This is a genomic window from Kitasatospora sp. NPDC088160, from assembly GCF_044741445.1.
Classification (GTDB): domain Bacteria; phylum Actinomycetota; class Actinomycetes; order Streptomycetales; family Streptomycetaceae; genus Kitasatospora.
Window position 1 is genome coordinate 171,069 of the sequence record NZ_JBIUSS010000018.1, and the last position, 26,636, is coordinate 197,704.

The following is a 26,636-nucleotide window of genomic DNA, read 5'->3' on the forward strand; positions in this document are numbered from 1 at the left end:
GGCTTCTTTAGCCAGTAACTGTTGTTGCTCGATGTCGTTGGACCTCATGTGGGAGATCTTGAGGGTGAGGAGCGGTGCTGGCAGGTGCACCGGTTCGACAGCGGCCAGTCGCTTGGTGAGCTGTCGGACCTCGTAGCTCGATTTGCACCGGACGTCGGCTCGTGGGCCCGCGGTCTTGGGGTGCGGGATGGCCAGCGCTTCCTGATCGGTCCGGAGGGCAGGCCCGACCTGCGCGTCAACGCTTGTCTGGGGTCGCCGAAGTGGCGCAACATGCGCGAGAGCACAATCCGCGACTACATCTACTCGCTGGGTGTGTGGCTCAACTTCCTGCTCTCCCAGCAGGCCAACTGGTGGGACGCGACCGAGGACGACGCGGAAGAGTTCCTGTTCTGGCGAGTCAGCGATCCCCAGAACCAGGAGCGAGTACAGGAGAACTCCTTCTCGCGCGACCTCGCGGCTCTGAAGAAGTTCTACAAGTGGACCGGCCAGCGGTACGGCGTCCTCAACCCCTTCGCGGACATCGCCGCTCCTCGGGTCTCCCGCAAGGAGAACGTCAAGTGGCTCGATCCAGGCGGGTACACCCGCTGGCGCGACCTCGGTATCCGGGGTATGGACCTCTCCGGCCGCCCCGACAACAGGTGGCGGGGCCGGAACGAACAGCGCGATGCCACGTTCTGCGACGGCCTCTACGGCAACGGTCTGCGGGTGTCGGAGTGGGCCAGTGTGGTGCTGCCGGAGCTACCTCCGTTCGACCGGCGTCGGGGCTACTTCACATGCCAGCTGGCAGACGCCTGCGCCAAGGGCGGCTACGGCCACGCCTACTGGACACCCCGCTCCGCCATGAAGTCGGTGCTCTCCTACGTCGACGGGCCACGAGCGGCCGCGGTTCGCCGGGCTCAGTCGGCCGGCCGCTACGAGCTGGTGCAGGGTCGGCGTCTGGTCCTTGCGACGCACGGCACGGAGGCCGTGACATTGGAGGGAATCCGCGGCGGGAGCCAGCGGATGCCCTGGAACGACATCGGCCCGCGGACCCGGATGCGGCTGTTTCGCCAGACCCCGCAGGGCCTGGAACCGGTCGGCCTCTGGCTGAATGAGGACGGGTTGCCGCGCGACCCCCGGGGATGGGAGCACACCTTCGACGTCGCGAACGAGCGGATCGCGATGCTTGGCCTGGTGGGCTTCACCTGCACCGCCCATATGCTCCGGCACTCTGTCGCCCTGAAGTGGTACGCAATCGGCAAACTGGTGCGCGCCGCTCGCCTTCAGCACCTCACGGACGAGGAACGACGGGACTTCCGTGAGCAGTTCGGAGACACCTGGCATCTGGTCCAGACCATGCTCGGGCATGCAAGCGTCGAGACGACAAAGGGCGTCTACCTGGAGCCCTTCCGAAGCCTTGAAGTTGAGATCCTGCTGGCCCATGCCGAGGGGTTCCCGATCGGGGTGTTCATGGCGGATGTGTTCGCCAGCCATCCCAGGGTCCGCACCGACCCGCTGGCGGTGCGCTAGATGGCAGGGCGAGGCCGGCGGGCATCGCTGCCCAGCGGCGGTCCGAAGACGCGTCGGGGCAGGCTGAACGACGAAGGCGGCTTGGTGGTGCGGTGCTTCAGTCAGGGCGGCGACGAGTTCCAGGACTACCGCTTCGACAGTCTCACCATGGCCCCGGCCCTGCGAGATGGCTTGGTAGCGGCGTTCGTCCGGCGGACCGCGCCCGGAGCGGGGCTGACCTCGTTGCATTCAGTGATGAAGGCCTACCGCGCATTAGTCAGGTTCGATCGCTACCTGGCGAAGCTGGATCGACCGCCGCGCTCGATGTCCGAACTGAAACAGGAGCACTTCCTAGGCTTCCACGACGAGCGCAAGAAGTCCGTCACGATCGCGGCTGACGAACTCGCCGAGCTGAGACTGCTCATGGTCAAGGCCGACGGCGTCCCGGACGCGTTGGCCGGGCAGTTGGCCACGCGTCTGCCCGGTCAGCCCCACCGCGAACTGGGCGAGGGGTCCAACAGCTACAGCAAGGCCGAGTTCGGACGAATCGCGGACGCCGCCCGCACCGATCTGAGAGCGGCAGCAAGACGGATCCGGAAGAACCGCGACCTCCTCGCTCGCTCCCGGGCCGGGGCGATCGAGGTCGGGAACAACCTGAAGCTCGCACAGCGGCTTGAACTGCTCGACTGGGTGGACCGGGTCGCGGATGTCCCCCGCAGGCCCAAGAAAGGCGGCCCGACGCCCAGGGCATGGGTCCAGAAGGTGGGCGGCGCCGCGGAGATCGTGTCGTGGCTCCATCTGACGCAGGCTGAGGTCGCGGCCGGCGCGGTGCTGCTGGCCGTCATGACCGGAGAGAACCCGGACGTGATCCTCAAGGCGCCAGCAGTGCACCACCGCGCCGACGGCTTCACCGGGCAGACAGGCACCGCGATCGTTAACCTGCGCAAGCTCCGCCGCGGACGACGGGCCCACATGACGCTGGCGCTGTCCGAGGTCCCGGACTGGATCAGCATTCCGGAGAAGCCCGAGGACCTGTCGACCCGCGACGAGTTGCACACACCGTTCGGCCTCTACAACCTGCTGCACGAACTGACCGAGCGCTCGCGAGCCCTCGTCGGCGGCAATCGGCTGCTGGTCGGCTACTGCCCTGTCGGCGGCAAGGGACGCGGTCGCGGCCTACGACCGCTGAACAGCAGCACACCGGTCGCCAAGCTCGGCAAAGCATGGGGCCTCAGGGCAGACGTCCCGGACGAGAACGGCGAGCCCACGTTGCTCCCGCTCCAGCTCCTCCGGCTCAGGTTGTCCTACATCGAGCTCCACCAACGGCCGGTCGCACACACCGAGCAGACCGCAGCCACCACCTACCTGACCCGCAACCGCGGCAACATCACCGAATACCGCAAGGTCGTCGCCCAGACCCTCGCTGCGGAAGTCGACAAAGCACGAACGCGCGGCACGGTCGCCACCATGCGAACCAAGGACATCGAGCGGGCCCGCACCGACCCGGAGACCGTCGCCGCCGAACAAGGAGTCAGGCCCGAGACCCTCAAGCGCATGATCGCCGGAGAACTGGACACCGTCATGACGTCCTGCGTCGACAACTTGAACAGCCCTTACACGTCGGCGGGCGAGGCATGCACAGCCTCCTTCATGCAGTGCCTGGGATGCGAATGCGCCCGGGCCCTACCGCGACACCTGCCCACCCAGGTCCTGGTCCACGACAAGCTCGCCGAGCGCCGACAGCAGATCGACGCCCTGCGATGGGCTCAGCGATTCGCTCTCCCGCACAGCCAACTCGCAGACCTGCTCGCCCAGCACGATGAGACCGCCGTCGAGGACGCCCGCCGGAGCGCGGCGCCCACCAATCACGCACTCGTCGACCGATTCCTGAACCGGGAGCTCGACCGGCGATGACAACCCCCGCCCTGAAGATCTGGCAGGACCTCCCCGAAGGCGTCACCTGGCCGGGCCCGGACACTTTGGTCCTGCTGAACCGCGACCTGCGGCCGGACACCGACCCCACCGACCTGTCTCGCTTCCGAGCCGACCAATGGAACCTCAACCCGGCGATCTTCGAGGACCACTACAGCTCCATCACCGTGAACTTCGGGCTGATTCCGGCCCAACTCCGGCAGACTGCGAAGTTCTACACCTGGCAACTGCTCAACCACCAGGGAGCCAGGGGAGTTTCACGCATGAACGGCGGGGTTCGGCGAAGCGCGGTCCTGACGATCGCAGGCATCGTCGCCAAGGGCCTCCAGCCGGTCTTCAGCTGGTTCGCCGACCAGGGAGTGACCGAGCTGTCCCAGGTCACCGGGCTCATGCTCGACGACTACCTGGAGAGTCTGAAGGACGAGACCGTTCCCCTTGACGCGGCCTATCGGCGGATTACGGAGATCCGCCGACTTTGGGTAAACCGGGACATTCTTCCCTCTTCGATGCGGCTACCGGACGCCCCTCTTTGGGGCGGTGAGGACACCCGCGACCTTCTGGGTCGCACCGTCAGCGCCAGGGAGAACCGCACTCCCCGAATCGGCGAGGTGACCATGCAGATGCTCCTGCACTGGGCGATCCGCTTCACCGAAGACTTCGCCGACGACATCATCGCCGCCCAGGCCGAGCACGACCACCTCCACAGCAGGACCCTGGAGGGACGCCAAGGAACCAGCACCCAAGCAGCACATCGGCACCGCCCAGGAGAGCTTGCCGAGAAGGTCACCGCCTACCTCGCGGACCTGCGTGAACGCGGAGAGTGCCTTCCCGGGATCCGGCGCCCGGACGGGCAACTGGAGATCCGCTGGCGCCGCCTGGCCGCCATCCTGGGCTGCAACACGTCGATCGCCGGAACGGCCACCGGCCGCCTGGTGAGGCAGTCCGGTCTGCCGCTCAGTGAGGAGGCATACCTCAGCACTTCGGTCACCGGGCTCCTGGACGGAGAGCTCTGGCGATCTGGCCCGATCCGTTACGAAGAGGCCCCGGTCCTCGCCCGCCTGCTCAGCACGGCTTGCTTCGTGATCATTTCCTACCTCTCCGGCGCCCGTCCTGGGGAGGTGCTCAACCTCCAGCGGAACTGCATTACCCACGATGCGGCCACCGACATGTGGTTGATGGAAGGGCTCTACTTCAAGGGCGCCGAGGACGAGGACGGAAACAAGATCCCCGCCGGCCAGATCCGGCCCGACCCCTGGGTTGTTATCGAACTGGTCGCCCGAGCTGTCGCGGTGCTCGAACGACTTCACGACCATCCACTGCTGTTCCCTGGCAGGATCGAGGCTCACCGGAAGCGGAAGAAAGGCGTGAAGCGCCTGGGCAACGCACGAAGCGACTCGGCGATGAACGACGACCTTGAAGCATTTGTGACCTGGGTCAACGACGAGTACGGGCATCGCGGCCGCACCGACCTCATCCCCGATGACGGCCGCGGGCCGCTGACCGCCCGCCGCTTCCGCCGGACGCTCGCCTGGTTCATCCGGCGCAGACCCCGCGGGCTCATCGCAGCCTCAATCCAATACGGTCATGCCCACACCCGCATGATCCAGGGCTACGCAGGCACCTACGAATCCGGCTTCCCTGACGAATACGCCTTCGAGGACTGGCTCTACCGTATTGAAGCCGTCGCCGAGGACGAGCAAGCCCTCAGCCGAGGAGAACACGTCAGTGGACCGGCCGCCGGCGCCTACCGCTTTCGGGTGAACGCCGCGAGCCGAGAGTTCTCCGGCCGCGTGCTCACCAGGGAACGCCAGGCCCGCGACCTGCTAGGCAACCCGCTCCTGCAGATCCACCATGGCCAGGGCATGACCTGCGTCTTCGACCCGTCCACCGCCGCTTGCCAGATCCGCGGCACCGCCGACGACCCGCTCGTCACGCCCGACACCGACGACTGCCGCCCGAGGTGCCCCAACCTCGCCCGCACCGATCGCGACATCGAACACATCAGACACCATGCCGCCGAACTCGCCGAAATCGTCGCCGACCCCCTCGCTCCGCCCATCCGCCATGCCCGCGAGCAGCGCGAACTCGCCCGGCTTGAACAGATCATGGCGACCCACGAGGAAGTGGCCACCCGATGACCCGGTTCCCCATCGACGGCGAGTCAGACCCCGTCCGCCGAGCGGTTCTCGCAGCCATGAACCGACTGCTTGCCGGCTCTCCTCAGCGCTCCAACGGCCGCCTCAACGTCTCCCAGCTCGCCATCGAAGCCGACGTCAAGCGCTGGCACCTCACCCACCAGCACCCCGACCTCAAAGACCTCTTCCAGGCGGAGGTCTCCAAGGACGAAGCGAAACGCGGCACGCAGCTCCGGTCTGTCGACGCCTTCGAGGACCTCAAGACGAAGCACGCCGACCTCCAAGCCCACTGCCGGTTCCTCGAAGCCAGGCTCAGGACCTACGCCAGCGCCATCAACCTGCTGGCGCTGGAGAACGCCGCACTGTCCGGCCGCGACGCGGACGCCGCGAAGCTGCGGGCGCTGCCCCGGCAGCCCAGGCACCTGCCCTGAAACCCTCCAAAGGAAGCAACAGGCCTGTTGCACCCATCCACCTCGGCTCAACCCCACTCACCAGCAGAAATGGCAACCATGAGCACAACACCTGCCAGTCAGAACTGGCGGAATAAGCCGCCGGATCCTCAGAAGGGCACGCCGCCTCCCAACAACGCCGACGGCGAGGTCCCTCCGGCTCCGCCGTCCGACGGCAAGCACCGCAAGTAGAACCGTGGCTGACGAGGACTTGGCCGGGCGCCGGGCGCGCCTGGACGCGGAGATGGAGCGGTGCGGGGCGTGGCCGGCCGCTTCGCCGTGGCTGCGTGGCGCCTTCACCGCGCTGCCGCGCGACGCGTTCGCGCCGGACCGGCTGTGGCGGTGGGACAACCGGGCCTACGTGCCGCTCGACCGCTCGGCGGATCCGGACGGCTGGGCGGCCGAGTTGTACTCCGGCGTCTACTCCGCGGCCGTCACCCAGCTCGACGGCGGCCGGCCGTCCTCGTCGCTGTCCGCGCCCTCGGTGGTGGCGGACATGCTGGACAGCCTCAGGGTGGAGCCGGGGCACCGGGTGTGGGACGTCGGTACCGGCCAGGGCTGGACGGCGGCGCTGGCCGCCTGGCGGGCCGGGCCCGGCCTGGTCGTGACCACCGAGGTGGACGGGTACCTGGCCGAATCCGCGCGCGCCCGCCTCGCGGCCGCCGGACTCGACGCCGAGGTCACCCTGGGCAACGGCACCCGCAGCGGCCCGCCCGGCGGCGTCCCGGTCGACCGGCTCCACGCCACTTACGCCGTGGAGACCGTCCCCTGGTCCTGGGTGGCGGCGGTACGGCCGGGCGGACGGATCGTCTATCCCTGGGGGCGGCTGGGCCACGTCGCCCTGACCGTGGCCGACGACGGACGGTCCGCCACAGGATGGGTCCAGGGCCTGGCCCAGTTCATGGGCGACCGGCACGGCCCGGCACAGCCGAGCACCGGCAGCGCCGCCTTCGCGCAGGTGCGCGGCGGTACCGAGCCCGAGACCCGCCAGGCGCTGGACCGTGACTCGCAACTGCTGGACGACTGGGACCTGCGGTTCGCCCTGCGGGTGGCCGTGCCGGACGCTGTGGTGCTCACCGCCCGGGACGACGACGGCCTCAACGCCTGGATCCACGACGGCACCCGGTCGTGGGCGACGGTGACCGCGCGCGGTGACGGCGAGGCGCCGCTGCTTCTTCAGGGCGGACCGCGCCGCCTCGGGGACGAGGTGGTCGCCGCCTGGACCCGGTGGGAGGAACTCGGCCGGCCGGGCCGCTACGACTACGGGATCACCGTCACCCCTGAGGAGCAGTGGGCATGGCAGGGCGGCCCGGGCGGCCCCCGCTGGCCCATCGCGCAGGCAGCCCCGGCCGGACGCTGACCGGGGCGGCGCGGTGGGGACACCGTTGCAGCGCCCCGAGGGCCTACTCGGTGACGGCGCGTCCGGCGTCCCCCGGGCGACGGCCTCCGTTCCCCGGGCGAGGACGGCGGTGGTGAACGAGTCCAGCGGGGCGGGACCGGTCCTGGGGGGCTACCCGTCACGGACCGATTCGTCAGCGCTCGCCCCGTCGGCGTCAGCCGTTGGCTGACGGGCACATCCATCGGTCAAGGTCCGGTGGCACAGGACCTTCTGGAGGAACCGGAACTCCTGACAGGGCCGCGGCGGCCGTCCTCGACCACGGTTGCGGAAAACCCTCAGGCTCCGTGCTCCCGGACTGCCGCGATACCCGCCCGTACCTGTTCCAGTAGGGCTTCCAGGCCCTGTGCCTGCTGCCATTCCTCGGCCGAGTGGTGCCATGTGTGCTGCGTCGCCGGGGCTTCGGGCGGGCCGGCGACGATCTCGACGGTCCGCCTCCCCTTCCGGTCGGGGCCCGCGACCCGCAGGTTCGTGTTCCGGATGTGGAACCGCTTCGGAGAGCTGCCGAAGACCTCCAGGATCCGGCCGTCGAACGTGTAGAACTCTCTGCCTGCCCTGGCCGTGGTCTCGTCGGTCATGGGGTGGCGCTACAGGCGGGGACCCGCGGCTGCCAGGCCTCCGTTCGCCGGCAGGTCCGGGTTCGAGACCCGTGGACAGTCCAAAGGAATCCACGCGATCTCAACTCCTGCAAGCCGAAGGAAACTTGCAGAAGATGATCGTGTCCATCCCGTCGGACGACGACGAGCAGGCAGCCGTCGAGGGCGGCCAGGCAGCCCTTTGACCGGCTGCTCGACCGCCTCGCCGACACACCCACTCCAGTCGGCCCGATACCACGCGAACTGGACGTGCCGGTGACGGCCCGCGTCCCGCCACTCGTCGACGTCCGACAGGGCGAAAACGAGTGCGTGGCCACCCCGAGTTACCCGGCAGAGTCAAGCTGCGATGCCGGTCGTGGTCGGGGGATCGACGGTCTCGGGCGGACCGTAGTCGCTGAAAGCCATCGTGAAGGCGACCGGTGTTCCGTCTGTGGCCCATCGCTTCTCGGCGTAGCGGGTGCGGCCCTGCGTGTCGATCCACATGTCGAGGTCGATGCCGGCCCGGCGGCTCGGGCCGACAACGCGGCCGCGGGGTGCCGGGGGTCGCGGGGAAGGGCTTCGCCGGGGTGACGGCCACGACCTGCTCTATCGTTCCCGTACGGATCGGGTGGGACAGGTGGGACGGGTGAGCGGCCGTGGGCCGGGGAGGGGGTGTGCGGTGTCGGGGCGTTCGGGCCGGACGGTCACGGTGTTGGGCGGTGGGGTGGCCGGGCTGACGGCGGCCATGGAGCTGGCGGAGCGCGGCTTCGAGGTGACCGTGGTGGAGCCCTCCGGGTGGGGCGGGAAGGCCCGTAGTGCCTCGGTTCCGGGGACGGGTACCGGCGGGCGGCTCGACCTGCCCAGCGAGCACGGGTTCCGGTTCTTCCCCGGCTTCTACCGGAGCCTGCCGGACACGATGCGGCGGATCCCCCTCCCGGGATCGCCCTCGGGGGTGGAAGGCAACCTGCGGGAGGCACCGCAGATGCTGTCCGCCCGGTCGGGGAGGATCGGGGAGACGGTCTCCGACGTGTCCCTGGCCGCCGGTCCGAGGACGCCCCTGCAGATCCTGCGGGCCCGGGGCATGAAGCTGGGCGCCGGGGGAGAGCTGAACGAGGAACTGCTGTACTTCGCCAACCGGCTGCTCGTCTACATGACCAGCAGCGCGCAGCGGCGGCTGGGGCAGTGGGAGCAGATGTCGTGGTGGGACTTCACCGCCGCCGACGGCGCCTCCGAGGAGTACCGGAAGGTGTGCGTCGTCGGGGCGACCCGTACGGTCGTGGCGGCCAGGGCGGAGGTGTGCAGCGCGCACACCGTCGGGGGGTTCCTGGAGGCCTTCGGCTACGGCTTCCTCGGCCGGGGCGAGGCCCAGGCCGCCGACCGGGTCCTGAACGCCCCGACCAGCACCGCCTGGATCGACCCCTGGGTGCGGCACCTGGAGCGGCTGGGGGTGCGGCTCGAACTCGGTTGGCAGGTGGAGCGCCTGACGGTGCGGGGCCGCGCTGTCGCCGGCGCCGTCCTGCGCGGCCCGGGCGGCCGGCGGCGGGAAGCGGCCGCCGACTGGTACGTGTGCGCGCTCCCGGTCGACCGGATCGGGGCGCTGCTGGAGCGCGGCCTGGCCGAGGCGGACCCGGAGCTGAAGAAGACGGCGGACCTGCGCACCGACTGGATGGTCGGCCTGCAGTTCTACCTCACCGAGCCCACCCCGATCACCCGCGGCCACGTCATCTACCAGGACTCCCCGTGGGCCCTGACCTCCATCAGCCAGGCGCAGTTCTGGGACACCGACTTCCGCGCCACCTACGGCGACGGGACGGTGGCCGACTGCCTGTCGGTCGACATCTCCTCCTGGGACACCCCCGGAATCCTCTACGGCAAGCCGGCCCGCGACTGCACCCGGGCCGAGGTCGTCGCCGAGGTCTGGGCCCAGCTCGCCGACGCCCTCAACGACGGCCGCCGCCGGACCCTCCACGACGGCCTGCTCCACTCCTGGCACCTGGACCCGGCCGTCAAGAACCTCGACGGCCCCGGTCCCGCCACCAACGACGAGGCCCTGCTGATCAACACCACCGGCTCGTGGACGCTGCGCCCGCGGGCGCGGACGGCCGCGGTGAACCTGTTCATGGCCGGGGACTTCGTCCGCTGCCCGGTGAACCTGGCCACCATGGAGGGCGCGAACCAGAGCGGCCGGGCGGCGGCGAACGCGCTGCTGGAGGCCGCCGGGCACGGGGCCGAGCCGGCCGTGGTCCATGCCCTGTACGAGCCGCAGGAACTGCGCCGCCTGAAGGAGGTGGACGCCGCGCTCTACCGGCAGGGTCGTGCGCACATCCTCGACACCCCGGCGCCCTGGTCCTCCCGCGCCGGGGGCGACCGGTTCAGTGCGACCGGTTGACGATCAGTTCGCAGAGCGCGTCGAGGTCGGCGACGGCACCGGCCACCGCGCCGGGGCCGTCGGCGAGGCTCCGCAGACGGCGTCGGGCCCCGTCCGCGTGCTCGGCGGCGCGCTCCACCGTCCAGCGCCGGCCGCCGGCCTCCTCCACCAGCCGGGCCAGCTCCGCCTCCCCGGCCCGGCCAGGGCCGGCCGACAGCGCGTAGCGGCGGGTCAGTTCGTCGCCCGCCGCAGTGTTCGAGGCCATCGCGGCCACCACCGGCACCGAGAGCTTGCGGGCCCGCAGGTCCGCGAAGACCGGTTTGCCCGTGACCGCTTCGTCGCCCCAGATCCCCAGCAGGTCGTCCACCAGCTGGAACGCCATGCCCAGGTCGTGTCCGAACGCGGCCAGGGTCTCGACCTGCGCCGGCCCGCCGCCGCCGTAGAGGGCGCCCAGCCGACAGGCGCAGGAGATCAGCGACGCCGTCTTGCCCGACACCATCTCCAGGCACTCGGACAGCTCGACGCGGGGCGCGGCCTCGAACAGCACGTCCAGGCTCTCACCGACCGCGAGCTGGATGAGCGTGTCCAGCAGGGCCGTCGACGCTTCACCGGCGACGGCTTCACCGGCGAATGCTTCGCCGTCGGGGCCTGCGAGCACCTCGAACGCCAGCATCAGCAGTGCGTCGGCAGACCGGGTCGCCGCGCCCGGCCCGAACACCTCCCAGGCGGAGGCCCGGTGGCGACGGAGCGCGTCGCCGTCCAGGACGTCGTCGTACAGCAGCGACAGGTTGTGCACCATCTCCACCACCACGGCGGCGGGCACCGCCCGCTCCGGGTCCCCTCCCACCGCCCGGGCGCAGCCCAGTGCCAGGGCCGCTCGAACGTTCTTGCCGCCGTGCCGCCGGTGAGGGGATCCGTCGCGGGTCCATCCGAACTGGTAGGCCGCCACCTGCCCGACCGCGCCCTCCAACTGTCCGACCCAGCGCCGCAGGTGCGCCTCACAGGTGGCAGCCGCGTCCTTGAGGACCGATTCGGCCCGCGCACGATCCGACAACACCCACCCCTGCCTCCCACCCCTGCCTCCCGGCCCGGCCCGGCCCGGCCGCGCCCGGCGACCCGGCCGCCGCCCCACACCTTGGCGGCACCCGGGCGAGCCTACGCGACCGCGTGGCCCGGCGGTCCTGCGATCGGCCGAGGACCGGCAGAAGCGGACGGCGTGCGGGCGCGGCTGATGCCCCGAGGGGGCCGTGCCGCAGGTGTTCTTCACCGAGCCGGGGCCCCGCCCGGTCACCGGACAGGCCGATTTCGCCGGGTGGCTGACTGTGCGTGCCGACGGTGTTACGCTCCCGAGAGAAGAGAGAGCTGACTCTCACTTGTTGGGCCGGGATGCCGCTCATCCGCCCTGGTCCGGACGTGCAGGAGAGGGCGGTTCTGCCAAGCGTTCGCTGCTGTTGTGGCCTTTGGCCGGTGAGGAGACCACCATGACCGCCCCCGCACCGCAGTTACCCTTCGAGCGCCCCGACGCCCTGGACCTGGCGCCGCTGTTCGCGCGTCTGCGCGAGGAAGGTCCGATCACGAGGGTGACGACACCCGCTGGCGACCCGGCCTGGCTGGTGACCCGCTACGAGGAGGCCCGGGAGGTTCTGAGCGACGCCCGGTTCTCCCGGCTGCGCCCCGATTCCGAGGGCGCGCCGAGGATCTCGGAGTCGGCGCTGCACACGCGCCCCGCCCCCACGCCCGAGGAGGAGGACCGCGAGCACACGCGGATGCGGCGGATGCTGGCGCCCGCGTTCAGCGCGCCGCGGATGCGCCGGCTGGGCGAGCGGATCGGGGAACTCGCCGCATCCTGCCTGGACGCGATGGAGGAGGAGCGCTCACGGGAGCCGGAACGCGCCGTCAACCTGCACGACCACCTGTCGTTCCCGTTGCCGGTGATGGTGATCTGCGAGCTGCTGGGTGTGCCGGTCGCGGACCGGGGCCTGCTGCGCGGCTGGTCGGAGCGGATCGCCGCGCTGTACGGCGGGGCCGACGGCGCCGCGGCCATGGCCGAGTTCGAGGCGTACGTGGCCGGCATCGCCGAGGAGAAGCGGAAGAAGCCGGGACAGGACGTGATCAGCGACATCCTGGCCGTGCAGGCGGAGGACCCCTCGTTCACCGAGGGGGAGATGACCCGGCTGGCGGTGGGGCTGCTGTTCGCGGGCCACGAGACGACGTCGGCCCGGATCGACCTCGGAGTCCTGTTCCTGCTGAGCGACACCGGCCGGCGGGACCGCTTCGCCGCCGAGCCCGAGACGCTGGCCCGCGCCACCGTGGAGGAGGTCCTGCGGATGGCCTCGCCCGGTGGCCTGGGCCTGACCCGCTACGCCCGCGAGGACGTCACCGTCGCGGGGACCGCGATCGCGCGGGGCGAGGCGGTGCTGGTGGCGATCAACGCCGCGAACCGGGACGGGCGGGTGTTCGAGGAGCCGGACACCTTCGACCCGTCGCGTTCCCCCAACGCGCACCTGGCCTTCGGGCACGGCGGTCACTACTGCATCGGCAACGTGCTGGCACGCACCGAGATGCAGGTCGCGCTGACCGCGCTGTTCCGGCGCTTCCCCGGCCTGCGGCTGGCGGTGGACGCGCGGAGCCTGCGCGACCACGCCGAACGGCTGGCGGGCGGCCTCAGCGAGGTTCCGGTCCTGTGGTGAACGGGGAGCAGCCTCGCGAGCGGCCGGTCGCGCGGGTGGAGGCGGACACCTCGCGGTGCGTGTCGTCGGGGCAGTGCGCGGTGACCGCGCCGCTGGTGTTCGACCAGGACGAGGACGGGCAGGTCTTCGTGCTCGTTGCCGAGCCCGGCGCACGGGCGGCGGAACTGGCCCGCGAGGCGGCCGCCATGTGCCCGGCCTCGGCGATCCGGGTGCACCCGGCGCGCTAGGCCCTCTCCGGCAGGATCGACCGGACAGGTCTAGCGGTCAGTGGTGTCGGCCGCCCCCACCGCGCGAGGGTGGCCGGCATCCGTCTCGGTGTCAGGGTGTGCGGGTGTGCAGTGTGGGGGCGGGGCAGGGTAGTGGGCGGGCCCCGGTGGGGGTGAGGCCGTCGAGGACGAGGGCCAGGTAGCGGCGCCAGCCGTTCTCGTGGGGTTCCATCGTCCACAGTACGGAGACCAGCATGACGACGATGCGGTGGAGGTCGTCGGGTACGAGGTCGGCGCGGATCGCGCCTGTGTGCTGACCGCGTGCCAGGAGGGCGTCGAGGGCGGCGAAGAACTCCTGTCCGGTCGCCGGGGTCAGGACGCCGGCGGAGCGGGCGGCGGCGAGGACGTTGTAGTCGCCGGCCACCGATTCCAGTGCTGCTTCCAGGACGTGGGCCATTCCGGAGGCGGGGTCGGGGTGGTGGGCGGCGGTCTGGATGGCGGGGCGGACGTTCTCGGCGAAGCGCTGGTCGAGTACGGCCCGCAGGAGTGCGGCTTTGTCGGGGAAGCGGCGGAAGAGTGTGGCGGTTGCGAGGCCGGCCCGGCGGGCCACGTCGTCGAGGTGGGCGTCGGGGCCTTGTTCGGTGAAGACCTCCCGGGCGGCCCGGATGATCTTTTCCGCGTTGCGGGCGGCGTCGGCGCGCAGCAGTCGGGGGGAGTCGAGGGCCATTGCGGCAGCCTATCCAAGGGGCGGCGCAACGGTGCCGGACGGTCCGGGTGCGTGGTGGTGTGCGATCAGGTCGACGGGGGGGCGCGCCGGGCGCGGGCAAGGCCGGGCCGTCGCGCTCCCCCCGTGGTTCAGGCGTCCAGGTGGGTGGGTGCGAACATCCGCAGCAGGGTGGGCAGGACCAGCACGTTGGGGCCCGGGGCGGCGAGTGCGGCGGCCAGGTCCCGTGCGAGGTCGTCGGGCGTGGTGAAGGCGGCCGGGACGCCGAAGGACTCGGCCAGGCGGACGAAGTCCGGGCGGGCCAGTTCGGTGGCGGTGGCCTCGCCGAAGGCGCCCGTCATGTACTCGCGCAGGATGCCGTAGCCGCCGTCGTCGACGATCAGCCAGGTGACGTTGAGGCCGAGTTGGCGGGCGGTGGCGAGTTCGGCGAGCGAGTACATCGCGCCGCCGTCGCCGGAGACGGCGAGGACCGGGCGGCCGCCCGTGGCCACGGCGGCGCCCAGTGCGGCGGGGTAGCCGTAGCCGAGGCCGCCGGCGCCCTGGGCGGAGTGCATCGCTCCGGGGCGGCGGGCGTCGAAGGCGGACCAGGCCCAGTAGCCGAGGATCGTCATGTCGAAGAAGACCGGGGAGTCGTCCGGTAGCGCGTGGCGAACGGATGCCAGCAAGTCCTGTTCGAGTTCCAGCCCCTGGCCGTCGATCCGCTCCTGGACGCGCTTGAGCAGTTCGGCGGTCACCGCCTCGGCCCGTCCGTCCGCTGTGGCGGCCGGTACCGAGTCGGAGAGGGCGGCCAGGGCGAGGCGGGCGTCGGCGTGGATGCCGAAGGCCGGGTGGTTGGCCTCCAGCTTGCCCGCGTCGGCCTCGATCTGGATGATCCGGCCGCGCGGCGCCAGGGTGTGGTAGTTGCTGGACAGTTCGCCCAGGCCGGAGCCGACGACGAGCAGGACGTCGGCGTCCTCCAGCAGGTCGGTGGTGTGGCGGTCCTCCAGCCAGGACCGCAGCGACAGCGGGTGCTCCCAGGGGAAGGCCCCCTTGGCGCCGAAGGTGCAGGCCACCGGGGCCCGCAACAGCTCGGCCAGCCGCAGCAGTTCGTCACTGGCTCCGGCCCGGACCACACCGCCTCCGGCCAGGATCACCGGGCGTTCGGCCTCGGCCAGCAGCACCGCGGCCTCGGCGATCAGCTCCGGGCGGGGGACCGGCGGCCGGGGTTCGGCGCGCAGCCCGGTGACCGGGGGTACGGTCACCGGCGCGAGCAGGACGTCCTGCGGGATCTCCACCCACACCGGCCCGTACGGCGCGCTCAGCGCCGACTCCCAGGCGGCGGCCAGCGCGGAGGGGATCTGCGCGGGGGTGCGGGCGGTGTGCACGGACTTCACCACGTCGCGGAAGCTGGCCTGCTGGTCGACGAGTTCGTGCAGGTAGCCGCGCCGCCGTCCACCCAGTCCGGCCGAGGGGATCTGGCTGGAGACGGCGAGCACCGGCACCGAGGCGGCGGCGGCCTCCTGGAGCGCGGCCAGCGAGGTGAGCGCGCCGGGCCCGGTGGACAGGAACAGCGGGGCGACCGTCCCGGCGGTGCGGGCGTAGCCGTCGGCGGCGAAGCCGGCGTTGTTCTCCACCCGCAGTCCCACGTAACGCAGGTCGGAGCGGCGTAGCGCGTCGAACAGGCCGAGGGCGTGCTGGCCGGGCAGGCCGAAGACGCAGCGGGCGCCGAGGGTGGCGAGTGACTCGACCACCAGGTCGCCGCCGTTGCGGAGGTGCGTCATGCGCGCACCTCGCCGGTGGCGTCGTGGGACTCCGTACGGGCGTCGGCGCGGCTGGCCGGGCGTCCGTCGGTGCGGCCGCCCGCACCGGCTCGCGGATCCTGCTCCGTCCGTTCGCTCGCGATCTGGCGGGCCATCAACGTCGTCAGCTCGTAGGCGGTGTGCGAGGCGGCCACGGCGGTGATCTCGGCGTGGTCGTAGGCGGGTGCGACCTCGACCACGTCGGCGGAGACCAGGTGGCAGCCGCTCAGGCCGCGCAGGATCTCCAGCAGCTCGCGCGAGGTGAGTCCGCCGGCCTCGGGGGTGCCGGTGCCGGGGGCGTGCGCCGGGTCGAGCACGTCGATGTCGATGGAGATGTACAGGGGGCGGTCGCCGACCCGCTCGCGCAGTTGCTGGGCGACCTCGTCCACGCCGCGCCGCAGGACGTCGGCGGAGGTGACGATGCCGAAGCCGAGCTTCTCGTCGTCGGTGAGGTCCTGCTTGCCGTAGAGCGGCCCGCGGGTGCCGACGTGGGAGAGGGCGGAGGTGTCCAGGATTCCCTCCTCGACGGCCCGGCGGAACGGTGTGCCGTGGGTGTACTCGGCGCCGAAGTAGGTGTCCCAGGTGTCCAGGTGGGCGTCGAAGTGCAGCAGCGCGACCGGCCCGTGTCGACGGGCCACGGCGCGCAGCAGCGGGAGCGCGATGGTGTGGTCGCCGCCGAGGGTCATCAGCCGGGCGCCGGTGTCCAGCAGTTCGCCGGCGGCTGCCTCGATGGTGTCGACCGCCTCGTGGATGTCGAACGGATTGGCGGCGATGTCCCCGGCGTCGGCGACCTGGGCGAGTGCGAACGGCGAGGCGCCCTGGGCCGGGTTGTAGGGGCGCAGCAGCCGGCTGGCCTCGCGGATCGCGTTGCCGCCGAAGCGGGCGCCGGGCCGGTAGGAGACGCCGGTGTCGAAGGGCACGCCGACGACCGCGACGTCCGCGCGCGGGACCTGGTCGATCCGGGGCAGGCGGGCGAAGGTGGCGGGCCCGGCGTAGCGCGGTACGTGGGAGGAGTCGGTGGGGCCGAGGGGGCTGTGGGGGGCGTGGGGGTCGGGGGCGGTGCTCATGGCAGCTCCTGGAGTCGGTCGGGCGGGGCGCTGTCGGGGCGTTGTCGGGGAGTCGGCGTCGGGGAGCCGCGGGCGGGGCGTCGGCGTCGGGGAGCCGCGGGCGGGGCGTCGGCGTCGGGGCGTCGGCGGGCGGGGGTTGCGCCGGGTCGACGGGGTCAGTTCGCGTGGTCGGGGGCGATCCGGTCGGCGAGGCGCAGGAGGGCGGCCCAGGCCAGTTCGGCGGCCCGGTCGTCCTGGAGGTCGGATCCGTGCTCCTGGCCGGTCAGCTGGCGGGCGGTGAGCTCGGCGGTCTCGCGGGACGGCAGGACGAGCGGGCCGCCGCTGGCCTGGGCGGCGATCTGGATCTCGCACGCCTTGTCCAGGTAGTACATCCGCAGGAAGGCCTCGCCCGGGGTGCGGCCGACGGTCAGCAGGCCGTGGTTGCGCAGGATCAGTGCCGGGTGCCCGCCGAGGTCGGCGACCAGTCGCTCCTGCTCGGCCAGGTTGAGCGCGACGCCCTCGTAGTCGTGGTAGCCGACCCGGTCGTGGAACTCCATCGAGATCTGGTTGAGGGGCAGCAGCCCGTCCCGCTGGGCGGCGACCGCGCAGCCCGCCCGGGTGTGCGTGTGCAGCACGCAGTGGGCGTCCTGGCGGGCCGCGTGGACGGCGCTGTGGATCACGAAGCCGGCCGGGTTGACCGGATGGGGGGTCGGCTCCACCGGGTTCCCGGCCAGGTCGATCTTGACCAGGTCGGAGGCGGTGATCTCCTCGAACAGCAGGCCGTACGGGTTGATCAGGAAGTGCTGCTCGGGGCCGGGGACGCGGACCGAGATGTGGGTGAAGATCAGGTCGGTCATCCGGAAGTGGGCGACCAGCCGGTACACGGCGGCGAGTTCGCGGCGCAACCGGGCCTCGGTCGGTGCGGGCGGCACCGTCGGTCCGGACGGTCCGGACGGTCCGAGCGGGGCGGGTGGTCCGGACGTGACGGTCGGTGCGGTCGGGACGGTCGGTGCGGTGGGCAGGCCCATGAGGCTTCCTCTCAGAGCGCGGCGGCCGGGGCGGTGGCGGCGGGAGCGGCCGGGGTCGCGGCCTGCCCGGCGAGCCGGCCGCGCCAGTGCTCCAGCACGGTGGCATCGGTCGGGCGGGTGGCCAGGCTGACGGCCAGGTAGGCGACCAGGCTCACGGCGAGGCCGAAGTAGATCGGCTCGTTGGCGAGGACACCCTTGGCGGCCATCAACGCGATCACGGTGCCGCCGCCCGCGATCATCGCGGCGAGCGCGCCCGGCAGGTTGCCGCGCCGCCAGACCAGCCCGCCCAGGATCGGCACCAGCAGACCGCTGACCAACAGGTTGTACGCGACGGTGAGCGCCGAGATCACGTCGTCCAGTACGCAGGCGACGCCGATCGACAGCACGCCGAGGGCCACGATCGCCAGCCGGTTGGACCGCACCTCGTCATGGTCCGTGGCCGCGGCGCCTGGCCCTCCCCGGCCGACGAGCGTGCGTACCCGGGCCCAGATGTCGTTGTTGGCCACGGTGGCGGAGGCGATCAGCGCGCCGCTCGCGGTCGACATCATCGCCGACAGCGCCGCCGCCAGGACCAGGCCGCGCACCCCGGCCGGCAGCGTGCTCTTCACGATGGTCGCGAACGCGCTGTCGGGGCTGGCCAGTTGGGGGTAGAGCGCCTTGGTGGCCATCCCGATCACCGCGCCGGCGACGGCGTACGCCAGGCAGTAGGCTCCGGCCACCGTGCCGCCGTACGTGGCCACCCGGTCGGTGCGGGCGGTGAACACCCGCTGCCAGATGTCCTGGCCGATCAGCATGCCGAAGGTGTAGATCAGCACGTAGGTGAAGATGGTGTCGCCGCCGATCGAGCCGAACGAGAAGTAGCCGGACGGCAGTTCGGCCTTCAGCCGGGCGAGGCCGCCGGCCTTCACGACGGCGACCGGCAGCAGCAGGAACAGGACCCCGATGCTCTTCACCACGAACTGCACCATGTCGGTGAGGGTGATCGACCACATGCCTCCGAGCGCCGAGTAGCCGACCACGATGGTGCCGCCGATCACCACGGCCGCCCAGCGGGGCACGTCGAACAGCACGTCGAAGACGCTGGCGTAGGCGATCGTCGAGGTCACCGCCAGCATCAGGGTGTAGACCCACATGACCACGCCGGAGATCACGCTCGCCGCCCCGCCGTAGCGCAGCGACAGCATCTCGGCCACGGTGTACACCCGCAGCCGGGCGATCCGGGCGGAGAAGAGGATGCTCAGCGCCAGCAGGCCGAGCCCGATCGCGAACACCATCCAGGCGCCCGACAGGCCGTAGGAGTAGCCGAGCCGCACGCCGCCGATGGTGGACGCGCCGCCGAGGACGACGGCGGCCATCGTCCCCGTGTACAGCACCGGGCCCAGACGGCGGCCCGCGACGAGGAAGTCCGCCTTCGAGGAGGCGCGCCGCTTGCCCCACCAGCCGACGCCGACGATGCCCAACAGATAGCCGATCATCACGACGTAGTCGAGGGTCATGGGGGGTCCTCCGATCCGGCCGGACGCGCTGGGGGGGGAGCGGGCCGGGCCAGGGCTGTGGGTGGGGGAACAGGCAGGCGACGGGCGGGACTGGCAGGGCTCACAGGAAAGGCGGGGAGCGGGGGGACGAGCCGGGGGCGCCCGAAGGAAAACGCCGTGCGCTGAACCTAAACCGCCCCACCTGGCCTGCAGAAGTATCGGTTTCATCCAATATCGTGGGGTCAGATGTGCAAAACCTCCGACGAAAGGCCGCCGGCGTGCCCAACCCAGCCCCCGCTCCCGCCTCCGGCAGCCCCGCCGTCCCGTTGACCGTCCTGCTCGCCGACCCCGCGCTCGGACTGCGCCAGATCGCCGGACCGCTCGACGACCGGCTGATCGGCACCGTCGGCACCACCGAGGTCGAGAACCCCGGCCCCTACCTGCTCGGCGGGGAGCTGCTGCTCACCGCCGGAGTCCGCCTCCCGAAGGACGCCGAGGGCATCGACGCCTACGTACGCTGCATCGTCGAAGCGGGCGCCGCCGCACTCGGCTTCGGCGTCGCACCGGTCTACGACGAGGTGCCGGCCGACCTGGTCGCCGCCTGCGACCGGCACGGCCTGCCCCTGCTACGGGTGCCCGACGGCACCCCGTTCGTCGCCGTCGGCCGGGCCGCCTACTCGGCGATGGCCGAAGCCGCCCACCGCGGCCTGCGGCAGATCTCCGAAGCCCAGTCCGCACTCGCCTCCGCGGCCGCCCGCCCCGACGCGCTGCGCGCGGTCGTCCAGCAACTCGCCGTGCACCTGGGCGGTTGGACGGCGCTGCTGGACGGACGCGGCGTCGAACTGTTCAGCGCCGGAGCGCGCCCGCCCGTACCGGTCCCGGCCGAACTGCGCGCCCTCGCGGAACGGACCACCGCGCGCGCAGCGGGCCGCGCCCAGCCGCCGACCGCCGCCGCCCAGCACTACGCCGGGCGGCACCTGACCGTGCGGACCCTGCCCGGCTCGGACGGTTCCGGCGGCCCGCTCACGCTCGTCACCGCCGCCGAGGAGCCGCCGACCGCCGTCCACCGGTCCGTGGCCGGGGTGGCCGTGGTACTGCTCTCGCTGCTCACCAGCCCGCGGCACGCGCTCGGCACGGACGCCCGCAGCGCCGGAGCCCTGGTGCGGCTGCTGCTCGGCGCCGCACCGGAGGAGGCGGCGGCCGCCCTGCTGCCGCCCGACGGGGCCTGGGTGGTCGTGCACGGCCGGCTGACCGGCCGGGCGGGCGGCGGCGGGGAGGCCGTCCAACTCGCCGCTCTCGGCACCGCCCTCGGCACACCGCACCTGAACCTGGACGGGACCCGGCTGCGGGCGCTGCTGCCCGGCTCGGCGGCTCCGGACCGGGTCGTGGACACCGACTCCGCCGCCCGGCTCGGCTGGACGCTCGGCGTCAGCGCGCCCGCCCCCACGGCGGAACTGAGGACCGCCGACGCCCAGGCCGACCGGGCCCTGCGTCACGCGCTGGCCACCGGTGCCGCCGCCGTCCACCACCGCGAGGCCGTCGGGCCGAGCGTCCACACCCTGGTCGCCCCCGAGGACGCCGCCGCCCTCGCCCGCAGCACCTTCGCCCCGCTGGCCGCCGCGGGCACCCCCGGGCCGGCCGTGCTCCGGGAGACCCTGCGCACCTGGCTCGCCCTGCACGGCAGCTGGGACCGCACCGCGGCGGCGCTCCAGCTTCACCGCAACACCGTGCGCCAACGCATCGCCCGGGTAGGCGAGTTGCTCGCCGTCGACCTCGGCGACGCGGAGGTCCGGATGGAGCTCTGGTTCGCCCTGCACTGGCTCCCGCCCGGCGCGGACTGACCGCGGGCCGCCACCGCCGTCCGGCGGCGAGACGTTCGTGCGGGGCCCGGTCAACGGCGGGACAACACCGCGACCTCCCAGCCGAAGCCCACCACCAACCGGCCATCCGGCACCACGGCCACCGCGCAGACCGGCAGCGGGAACACCAGCTCCGGCCCGACCTGGTCGCCGGTGGTCAGGTCCCAGGTCCGCACCGTGCCGTCGTCGCCGCCGGTGACCGCCAGGGGGCGGCCGTCGACCACCGCCGTCGCCACCGCGTTCACGTCGCTGGTGTGGCCGGTGAGGGGTTGGCCGATCGGCTGGGCGGTGGTCAGGTCCCAGGTCCGCACGGAGCCGTCGTCGCCGCCGGTGACCGCCACGGGGCGGTCGCCGACCACCGCCGTCGCCACCGCCAGCACGCGGTCGGTGTGGCCGGTGAGGGGTTGGCCGATCGGCTGGACGGTGGTCAGGTCCCAGACCCGCACCGTGCCGTCGTCGCCGCCGGTGACCGCGACGGGGCGGCCGTCGACCACTGCCGTCGCCACCGCGTTCACTTCGCCGGTGTGGCCCGTCAGGGGCTCGCCGACCTGCTGACCCGCAGTCAGATCCCAGACCCGTACGTCATCCCAGCTGCCGGTGACCGCGACGGGGCGGCCGTCGACCACTGCCGTCGCCACCGCGTTCACCCCCTCCTCGTGGCCGGTGAGCGGCTCGCTGATCTGCTTACACGTGGTCAGGTCCCATACCTGCACGTGGCTGCCGGCGACCGCGACGGGACGGCCGTCGACCACCGCCGTCGCCACCGCCCCCACCCAGTCGTCCTGGCCGGTGAGATGCAGGCCGATCTGCCGGCCGGTGGTCAGATCCCAGACCCGCACCGTGCCGTCGCCGCCGGTGATCGCCACGGGGCGGCCGTCGACCACCGCCGTCGCCACCGCGTTCACATCGCCGGTGTGGCCGGTGGGCGGCTCACCAACCTGGCCGCCCGAGGCCAGGTCCCACACCCGCACCATCCCGTCCTGACTGCCGGCGATCACGTGGGGACGGCCGTCCAGCACCGCGGTCGCCATCGCCCGGACCTTGTCGGTGTTGCCGTTCACCGGTTCGCCGATCTGCTTGCCGGTGGTCGGATCCCACACCTGGAGCGTCCAGTCCTCGCCTCCGCTGACGATGCAGGGGCGGCCGTCGATCGTTGTCGTGAGCACCGACAGCACCCAGCCGTCGTGACCGGTGAGAGGTCGGCCGATCGGCCGGCCGGTGGTCAGGTCCCATACCCGCACGGTCTCGTCGTGGCTGCCGGTGACCGCGACGGGGCGGCCGTCGACCACCCCCGTCGCCACCGCTCGCACCGCCTCCTCGTGGCCGGTGAGCGGCTCGCCGATCTGCTCGCGCGTGGTCAGGTCCCACACTCGCACGGTCTCGTCGTGGCTGCCGGTGACCGCGACGGGACGGCCGTCGAGCACCGCCGTCGCCACCGCGCACACAGCATGGGTGTGGCCGGTGAGCGGCTCGCCGATCTGCTCGTGCGTGGTCAGGTCCCACACCCGCACGTCGCCGCTGCCGGTGACCGCGACGGGACGGCCGTCGAGCACCGCCGTCGCCACCGCCGACACCGCAGCTGTGTGGCCGGTGAGGGGTCGGCCGATCTGCTCGTGCGTGGTCAGGTCCCATACCCGCACGGTCCGGTCACCACTGCCGATGAGCGCCACGGGGCGGCCGTCGACCACCGCCGTCGCCACCGAGCACACCTGGCCGGTGTGGCCGGCGAGAGGTTGGCCGATCTGTCGGCCGGTGGTCAGGTCCCATACCCGCACGCTCCGGTCAGTACCGCCGGTGACCGCGACGGGGCGGCCGTCGACCACCGCCGTCGCCACCGCCAGCAACGCGTCGGTGTGGGCGGTCGGAATACGACGCACGGACCGGTCGAGCTGGGAGCCGGTGGCCCACTCGACGCCCCACGGTGCGGCGGGTTCGTCCTCCACCGGTACCGCGGTGATCCGCGCCGACAGCTCCCGGTCCCCGTAACGGGCCGCGTCCAGCGCCAGCAGTTGTCGGCGCACCCCCGCGGTGACGTCACGATGCAGGTGTGTCGAGGCCCGGTACACCGACGCGGCCAATCGCGCCACCGGACCCGACGCCGCATCCAGCAACGCCAGTACCGATCCCGGGTCCGCGTTCACCAGGAACCCCGGATCGGCCAACCGCCCAACGGCCGCGGCGGATTCAGCACGCGGGTGGAAGTCCCGCAGATCGTCAGACATGAACGGCACAGTAGCCGTGCCCGGCAACCACGGCACCGCAGAAAGCGCGACCGCCAGACCCCCGCCCGCACATGGGCAGGGCACCGCCAGGACGCGGGCGCCGGCACACGAACACGAGGCGTCGCCCTTGTCCATGACGCAGGCCCCTGCCTGGACTCCGCCGGTGTCCTCTTCGGCCTGTCCGCGTGAGTGGCGACCAGGCGCCAGGTCCTCAGGCGCCGCTGGCAGGTGGCGAGCGCGCGGCCTTCGGGTGCGGCGCGGGCCGGCTGCCGGGCGTCAGCCGAGGGCGGCGTCGAGGAAGGCGTGCCAGGCGGCGTGGACGCGGGCGGCGTGGTTCCCGCCACCGTCGTTGCCGTCCTCGCTCCCGCCCCCGCTCCCGTCGCCGTCGCCGTCGCCGTTGGCGAGGAGGTCCAGCAGCAGGCCGCGGAGGACGGCCAGCACCACGGTGGGATTCGCGCCGGTGCCGTCCAGGGCGCGTTCCAGGGGCGGCAGCCACTCGTCCAGCGAGACGGTGCCGAAGTCCAGCCAGGGCCCGGAGCCGCCGAAGGCGCGGACGTACCCCTCGAAGAACAGGCGTAGCGCGCCCCGATGCTCGGGCTTCGTCAGCCACTCCCAGAGCAGTTCGAGGGTCTCGCGGGCGTCGCCGCCCTCGGTCTCGGAGCGCTCCAGCAGCGCGAGTTGCTCGGCCCGGCCGACCGCCAGGACCTCCCGGACCAACTGCTCCTTCGACCCGAACAGGTACAGCAGCACCCGCGGGCTGGAGCCGATCTCGGCCGCCAGCGGGCGCAGCGAGAGGTCGGACACGTTGTGCTCGGCGACGTAGCGGACGGTCGCGGCGAGGATCTCCTCGCGGCGCCGCGACGGGCGGGAGCGCGCATCTGCGGGGGTGGGGGTGGACACGTGGTCTATCGTTCCACTGAAACGACTGTTTCAGTGGAAGTGCCCTCCTGGAAGGGATGCCACCATGGCCGCCACCGCACCCGGATTCGCGACCGTCCGCGAGGCCGTCCGCCCCGGAGACCTCGGCACCGTCGCCGCCCTGCACGGTGTCCTCTACGCCCGCGAGTACGGCACGGACGAGACCATGGAGGCCTATGTCGCCGCCGGGATGGCCGAGTTGGTCCTCGCCCGGGCCCGCGAGGGCGGTGCGGCGCCCGGTCGTCTGTGGGTCGCCGAGCTCGACGGCCGCGTGGTCGGCGCCACCGGCCTCGTCCGGGCGGACGAACGCCCGGGCTGGGGCCAGCTGCGGTGGGTGCTCCTCGACCCGGTCGCCCGGGGCCGGGGCCTGGGCGGCCGGCTGCTGGAGACCGCCCTGGACGAGGCCCGCGCCCGTGCGTACGAGGGCGTGCTGCTCTGGACCATCGCGGGCCTCGACGCCGCCCACCACCTGTACGCGAAGGCCGGTTTCGAGCTCACCGTCTCCCGTTCCGCCCGCAAGTTCGGCCTGGACACGGTCGAGCAGCGGATGGACCTGCGGCTCTGAGCGGGCGTCTGGCGTAGGCGACTTCCGTCCTTCAGGGCTTCGGGCCGAGGGAGCCGCTCGCCCGGCAGAGCTCCGCGTACCGTCCGGCGCGGGCGAGAAGGTCCGCGTGCGTGCCCGACTCGACGACCCGGCCGCCGTCCAGAACGATGATCCGGTCGGCATGCCGGACCGTGGACAACCGGTGGGCGATCGTGATCGTGGTGCGGCCCGCGGAGAGCGCCTCCAGCGCTCGCTGGACCGCCTTCTCGGTGATCGTGTCCAGTGCGCTGGTGGCCTCGTCCAGGACGAGGACCGGCGGATTCCTCAGCATGGTCCGGGCGATCGCCAGGCGCTGTTTCTCGCCGCCGGAGAACCGGTACCCGCGCTCGCCCACGATCGTCTCGTACCCCTTCGGCAGGCTTTCGATCAGTTCATGGATCTGAGCGGCTTCGGCGGCGGCCGCCAGCTCACTCGCGGTCGCTCCGGGCTTGGCGAACCGCAGGTTGTCGGCCACGGTCGTGTGGAAGAGGTGGGTGTCCTGCAGGACGATGCCGACCGTCTCGGCAAGGGTGGCGAAGCTGAGGTCACGGATGTCGACGCCGTCGATGGTGATCCGTCCGCCCGTGACGTCGTAGAGACGCGGAACCAGATGGCCGAGGGTGGTCTTGCCCGCGCCGGTGGCGCCGATGACCGCCAGCTTCTCACCGGCCGGCAGATCGAAGTCGACCCCCCGGAGGACGGGCCCCGAAGCGGGGTAGGAGAAGCTCACCTGCTCGAAGCGGACGTGTCCGTGGCGCCCGGTGAGCGGAACGGGATCCCTGGGCTCCGCGACGTCGACCTCGAGGTCCAGGTACTCGAAGACCCGGTCGAACAGGACCATGGAGCTCTGGATGCCGATGCCGGTCTGCAACAGGGTCATGACCGGCCCGAAGAGGCCCTGTTGGAGAGCGGTGAACGCGACGACGGTACCCACGGATATGGTCGGGCCACCGTACCCACCGACGATTCCGGCCGTCCAGTAGAACGCTATCGGCATCGCGGCCACGATGATCGAGATGATGGACTGGCGCCATCGTCCGGCCATCGAGGACCGGACGGTCAGATCGGCGAGGTCCCGCGACCGCCCAGCGAACTCCTTGACGAGCGTGTCGGTGCGCCCCATCGTGCGGCCCAACAGGAAGCCGCTGACCGACAGCGACTCCTCGATCAGGCTGAACATCACGGCGAGCAGGCTCTGTTGCTGCTCGACGATCCCGCGCCGCTCCGCGCCGACCCTGCGGCTGATCCCGACGAAGAACGGGAGCACCCCCAGGGACACCGCCGTCAACTGCCAGTTCAGGGAGAGCATCGCCAGCAACGTGGCCACCACCGTGGTGGCACTGGCGACGATCGTGGCGGCCGCGCCGGTCACCGTCGACTGCATGGCTCCGATGTCATTGGCGATCCGGGACTGCACCTCGCCCGTGCGGGTCGCCGTGAAGAAGGACAGGGACATCCGCTGCAGATGCGTGTAGACCGCGGTGCGCAGGTCGTCCATCACCCGCTGCCCCAGCGTGACCAACAGGTAGGCCTGGAGCACTCCGGCGGACGTGCTGGCCACCACCAGGGCGAGCATCCCGGCGGCCAGCCCGGTCAGCAGTCCGAGCCGGCCCTGGGGCAGCGCGACGTCGAAGATCTGCCGCAGCATGAACGGCGGTGCGATCGCGGCCAGCGATCCGGCCGCGACCAGCAGCAGCACGGCGCCGAGCCGGAGCCGGTGCGGCACGAACAGGCCCATGGCTCTGACCAGTGGAGCGTGCCGCC

At 72.1% G+C, this 26,636-nt stretch carries 20 protein-coding genes and 1 pseudogene; 10 read left to right on the top strand and 11 right to left on the bottom strand.

From position 1 onward, the window contains the following. The first annotated feature begins 84 nt into the window (after positions 1 to 84). From ACIOGZ_RS27000 to ACIOGZ_RS27020, 5 genes are all read left to right on the top strand, one after another. Positions 85 to 1,509: a site-specific integrase gene (locus tag ACIOGZ_RS27000; RefSeq protein ID WP_400987698.1), complete on the top strand. Its 1,425-nt coding sequence runs from the start codon at positions 85 to 87 to the stop codon at positions 1,507 to 1,509. After that, the gene (locus ACIOGZ_RS27005) at positions 1,510 to 3,402 is read left to right on the top strand and encodes a hypothetical protein (protein WP_400987700.1); all 1,893 of its coding nucleotides are present in this window, start codon (positions 1,510 to 1,512) and stop codon (positions 3,400 to 3,402) included. It abuts the gene before it with no gap. Continuing rightward, entirely contained in the window at positions 3,399 to 5,558 is a 2,160-nt protein-coding gene (locus ACIOGZ_RS27010; protein ID WP_400987702.1) for a hypothetical protein, read from the top strand. The genes ACIOGZ_RS27005 and ACIOGZ_RS27010 overlap by 4 nt, the downstream gene beginning before the upstream one ends. A 56-nt stretch (positions 5,559 to 5,614) precedes the next feature. Continuing rightward, positions 5,615 to 5,986 carry a hypothetical protein gene (locus ACIOGZ_RS27015; RefSeq protein WP_400987704.1) on the top strand — a complete coding sequence of 124 codons (372 nt, stop codon included), beginning with the start codon at positions 5,615 to 5,617 and terminating at the stop codon, positions 5,984 to 5,986. Positions 5,987 to 6,200: 214 nt separating this feature from the next. Then, on the top strand, positions 6,201 to 7,364 hold the full coding sequence (locus ACIOGZ_RS27020) for a protein-L-isoaspartate O-methyltransferase (protein ID WP_363587249.1): 1,164 nt from the start codon (positions 6,201 to 6,203) through the stop codon (positions 7,362 to 7,364). A 314-nt stretch (positions 7,365 to 7,678) separates the two neighbouring features. On the opposite strand, the gene ACIOGZ_RS27025 is transcribed toward ACIOGZ_RS27020, so the two are convergent. Both ACIOGZ_RS27025 and ACIOGZ_RS27030 read right to left on the bottom strand, forming a co-directional pair. After that, the gene (locus tag ACIOGZ_RS27025; RefSeq protein ID WP_363587250.1) at positions 7,679 to 7,978 is read right to left on the bottom strand and encodes a hypothetical protein; all 300 of its coding nucleotides are present in this window, start codon (positions 7,976 to 7,978) and stop codon (positions 7,679 to 7,681) included. A 354-nt stretch (positions 7,979 to 8,332) separates the two neighbouring features. After that, positions 8,333 to 8,479: a hypothetical protein gene (locus ACIOGZ_RS27030; protein ID WP_363587251.1), complete on the bottom strand. Its 147-nt coding sequence runs from the start codon at positions 8,477 to 8,479 to the stop codon at positions 8,333 to 8,335. A 175-nt stretch (positions 8,480 to 8,654) separates the two neighbouring features. Between ACIOGZ_RS27030 and ACIOGZ_RS27035 the strand changes: the two genes are divergently transcribed. Further along, positions 8,655 to 10,364: an FAD-dependent oxidoreductase gene (locus ACIOGZ_RS27035; protein WP_363587252.1), complete on the top strand. Its 1,710-nt coding sequence runs from the start codon at positions 8,655 to 8,657 to the stop codon at positions 10,362 to 10,364. Here the strand turns inward: ACIOGZ_RS27035 and ACIOGZ_RS27040 are convergent. After that, positions 10,348 to 11,397, bottom strand: a complete 1,050-nt coding sequence (locus ACIOGZ_RS27040) for a polyprenyl synthetase family protein (protein WP_363587253.1) — start codon at positions 11,395 to 11,397, stop codon at positions 10,348 to 10,350. The two genes, ACIOGZ_RS27035 and ACIOGZ_RS27040, sit on opposite strands and share 17 nt — an antisense overlap. Positions 11,398 to 11,824: 427 nt before the next feature. Here ACIOGZ_RS27040 and ACIOGZ_RS27045 point away from each other — a divergent pair, with 427 nt between their 5' ends. Next, positions 11,825 to 13,033, top strand: a complete 1,209-nt coding sequence (locus ACIOGZ_RS27045) for a cytochrome P450 (RefSeq protein ID WP_363587254.1) — start codon at positions 11,825 to 11,827, stop codon at positions 13,031 to 13,033. Continuing rightward, complete coding sequence (locus tag ACIOGZ_RS27050; RefSeq protein WP_363587255.1) at positions 13,030 to 13,260, top strand: ferredoxin; 231 nt, start codon at positions 13,030 to 13,032, stop codon at positions 13,258 to 13,260. The genes ACIOGZ_RS27045 and ACIOGZ_RS27050 overlap by 4 nt, the downstream gene beginning before the upstream one ends. A 91-nt stretch (positions 13,261 to 13,351) precedes the next feature. On the opposite strand, the gene ACIOGZ_RS27055 is transcribed toward ACIOGZ_RS27050, so the two are convergent. The 5 genes and pseudogenes from ACIOGZ_RS27055 to ACIOGZ_RS27075 form a co-directional block, all read right to left on the bottom strand. Then, complete coding sequence (locus ACIOGZ_RS27055; RefSeq protein ID WP_400987708.1) at positions 13,352 to 13,966, bottom strand: TetR/AcrR family transcriptional regulator; 615 nt, start codon at positions 13,964 to 13,966, stop codon at positions 13,352 to 13,354. A 128-nt stretch (positions 13,967 to 14,094) separates the two neighbouring features. Beyond that, positions 14,095 to 15,723 (bottom strand): thiamine pyrophosphate-binding protein, encoded by a 1,629-nt coding sequence (locus ACIOGZ_RS27060; RefSeq protein WP_400987710.1) that lies wholly within the window; start codon positions 15,721 to 15,723, stop codon positions 14,095 to 14,097. Positions 15,724 to 15,818: 95 nt separating this feature from the next. Further along, positions 15,819 to 16,808 (bottom strand): annotated as a pseudogene (gene speB, locus ACIOGZ_RS27065) (agmatinase); the annotation flags it as partial. Between the two features lie 155 nt (positions 16,809 to 16,963). Beyond that, the gene (locus tag ACIOGZ_RS27070) at positions 16,964 to 17,815 is read right to left on the bottom strand and encodes a class II aldolase/adducin family protein (protein WP_400987713.1); all 852 of its coding nucleotides are present in this window, start codon (positions 17,813 to 17,815) and stop codon (positions 16,964 to 16,966) included. 11 nt (positions 17,816 to 17,826) lie between these two features. Further along, positions 17,827 to 19,311: a sodium:solute symporter gene (locus tag ACIOGZ_RS27075; protein ID WP_400987715.1), complete on the bottom strand. Its 1,485-nt coding sequence runs from the start codon at positions 19,309 to 19,311 to the stop codon at positions 17,827 to 17,829. Between the two features lie 257 nt (positions 19,312 to 19,568). On the opposite strand from ACIOGZ_RS27075, the gene ACIOGZ_RS27080 reads away from it, so the two are divergent. After that, the gene (locus ACIOGZ_RS27080) at positions 19,569 to 21,131 is read left to right on the top strand and encodes a PucR family transcriptional regulator (protein WP_400987716.1); all 1,563 of its coding nucleotides are present in this window, start codon (positions 19,569 to 19,571) and stop codon (positions 21,129 to 21,131) included. A gap of 50 nt (positions 21,132 to 21,181) precedes the next feature. On the opposite strand, the gene ACIOGZ_RS27085 is transcribed toward ACIOGZ_RS27080, so the two are convergent. Together ACIOGZ_RS27085 and ACIOGZ_RS27090 are read right to left on the bottom strand one after the other, a co-directional pair. Then, positions 21,182 to 23,227 carry a WD40 repeat domain-containing protein gene (locus ACIOGZ_RS27085; protein ID WP_400987718.1) on the bottom strand — a complete coding sequence of 682 codons (2,046 nt, stop codon included), beginning with the start codon at positions 23,225 to 23,227 and terminating at the stop codon, positions 21,182 to 21,184. A gap of 420 nt (positions 23,228 to 23,647) precedes the next feature. After that, a complete protein-coding gene (locus ACIOGZ_RS27090; RefSeq protein ID WP_400987720.1) occupies positions 23,648 to 24,271 on the bottom strand; it encodes a TetR/AcrR family transcriptional regulator in 624 nt (207 codons plus the stop codon). Between the two features lie 64 nt (positions 24,272 to 24,335). Between ACIOGZ_RS27090 and ACIOGZ_RS27095 the strand changes: the two genes are divergently transcribed. Beyond that, on the top strand, positions 24,336 to 24,854 hold the full coding sequence (locus tag ACIOGZ_RS27095; RefSeq protein WP_363588941.1) for a GNAT family N-acetyltransferase: 519 nt from the start codon (positions 24,336 to 24,338) through the stop codon (positions 24,852 to 24,854). Positions 24,855 to 24,885: 31 nt separating this feature from the next. Here the strand turns inward: ACIOGZ_RS27095 and ACIOGZ_RS27100 are convergent, their stop codons facing one another. Further along, positions 24,886 to 26,610 (bottom strand): ABC transporter ATP-binding protein, encoded by a 1,725-nt coding sequence (locus ACIOGZ_RS27100; protein WP_363588968.1) that lies wholly within the window; start codon positions 26,608 to 26,610, stop codon positions 24,886 to 24,888. Positions 26,611 to 26,636 lie beyond the last annotated feature (26 nt).

Coding starts and splice junctions, on each gene's coding strand:
- ACIOGZ_RS27005 (WP_400987700.1), top strand. CDS start 1,510: ATGGCAGGGCGAGGCCGGCGGGCATCGCTGCCCAGCGGCGGTCCGAAG.
- ACIOGZ_RS27010 (WP_400987702.1), top strand. CDS start 3,399: ATGACAACCCCCGCCCTGAAGATCTGGCAGGACCTCCCCGAAGGCGTC.
- ACIOGZ_RS27015 (WP_400987704.1), top strand. CDS start 5,615: ATGAACCGACTGCTTGCCGGCTCTCCTCAGCGCTCCAACGGCCGCCTC.
- ACIOGZ_RS27025 (WP_363587250.1), bottom strand. CDS start 7,978: ATGACCGACGAGACCACGGCCAGGGCAGGCAGAGAGTTCTACACGTTC.
- ACIOGZ_RS27030 (WP_363587251.1), bottom strand. CDS start 8,479: ATGTGGATCGACACGCAGGGCCGCACCCGCTACGCCGAGAAGCGATGG.
- ACIOGZ_RS27045 (WP_363587254.1), top strand. CDS start 11,825: ATGACCGCCCCCGCACCGCAGTTACCCTTCGAGCGCCCCGACGCCCTG.
- ACIOGZ_RS27055 (WP_400987708.1), bottom strand. CDS start 13,966: ATGGCCCTCGACTCCCCCCGACTGCTGCGCGCCGACGCCGCCCGCAAC.
- ACIOGZ_RS27060 (WP_400987710.1), bottom strand. CDS start 15,723: ATGACGCACCTCCGCAACGGCGGCGACCTGGTGGTCGAGTCACTCGCC.
- ACIOGZ_RS27070 (WP_400987713.1), bottom strand. CDS start 17,815: ATGGGCCTGCCCACCGCACCGACCGTCCCGACCGCACCGACCGTCACG.
- ACIOGZ_RS27075 (WP_400987715.1), bottom strand. CDS start 19,311: ATGACCCTCGACTACGTCGTGATGATCGGCTATCTGTTGGGCATCGTC.
- ACIOGZ_RS27095 (WP_363588941.1), top strand. CDS start 24,336: ATGGCCGCCACCGCACCCGGATTCGCGACCGTCCGCGAGGCCGTCCGC.
- ACIOGZ_RS27100 (WP_363588968.1), bottom strand. CDS start 26,610: ATGGGCCTGTTCGTGCCGCACCGGCTCCGGCTCGGCGCCGTGCTGCTG.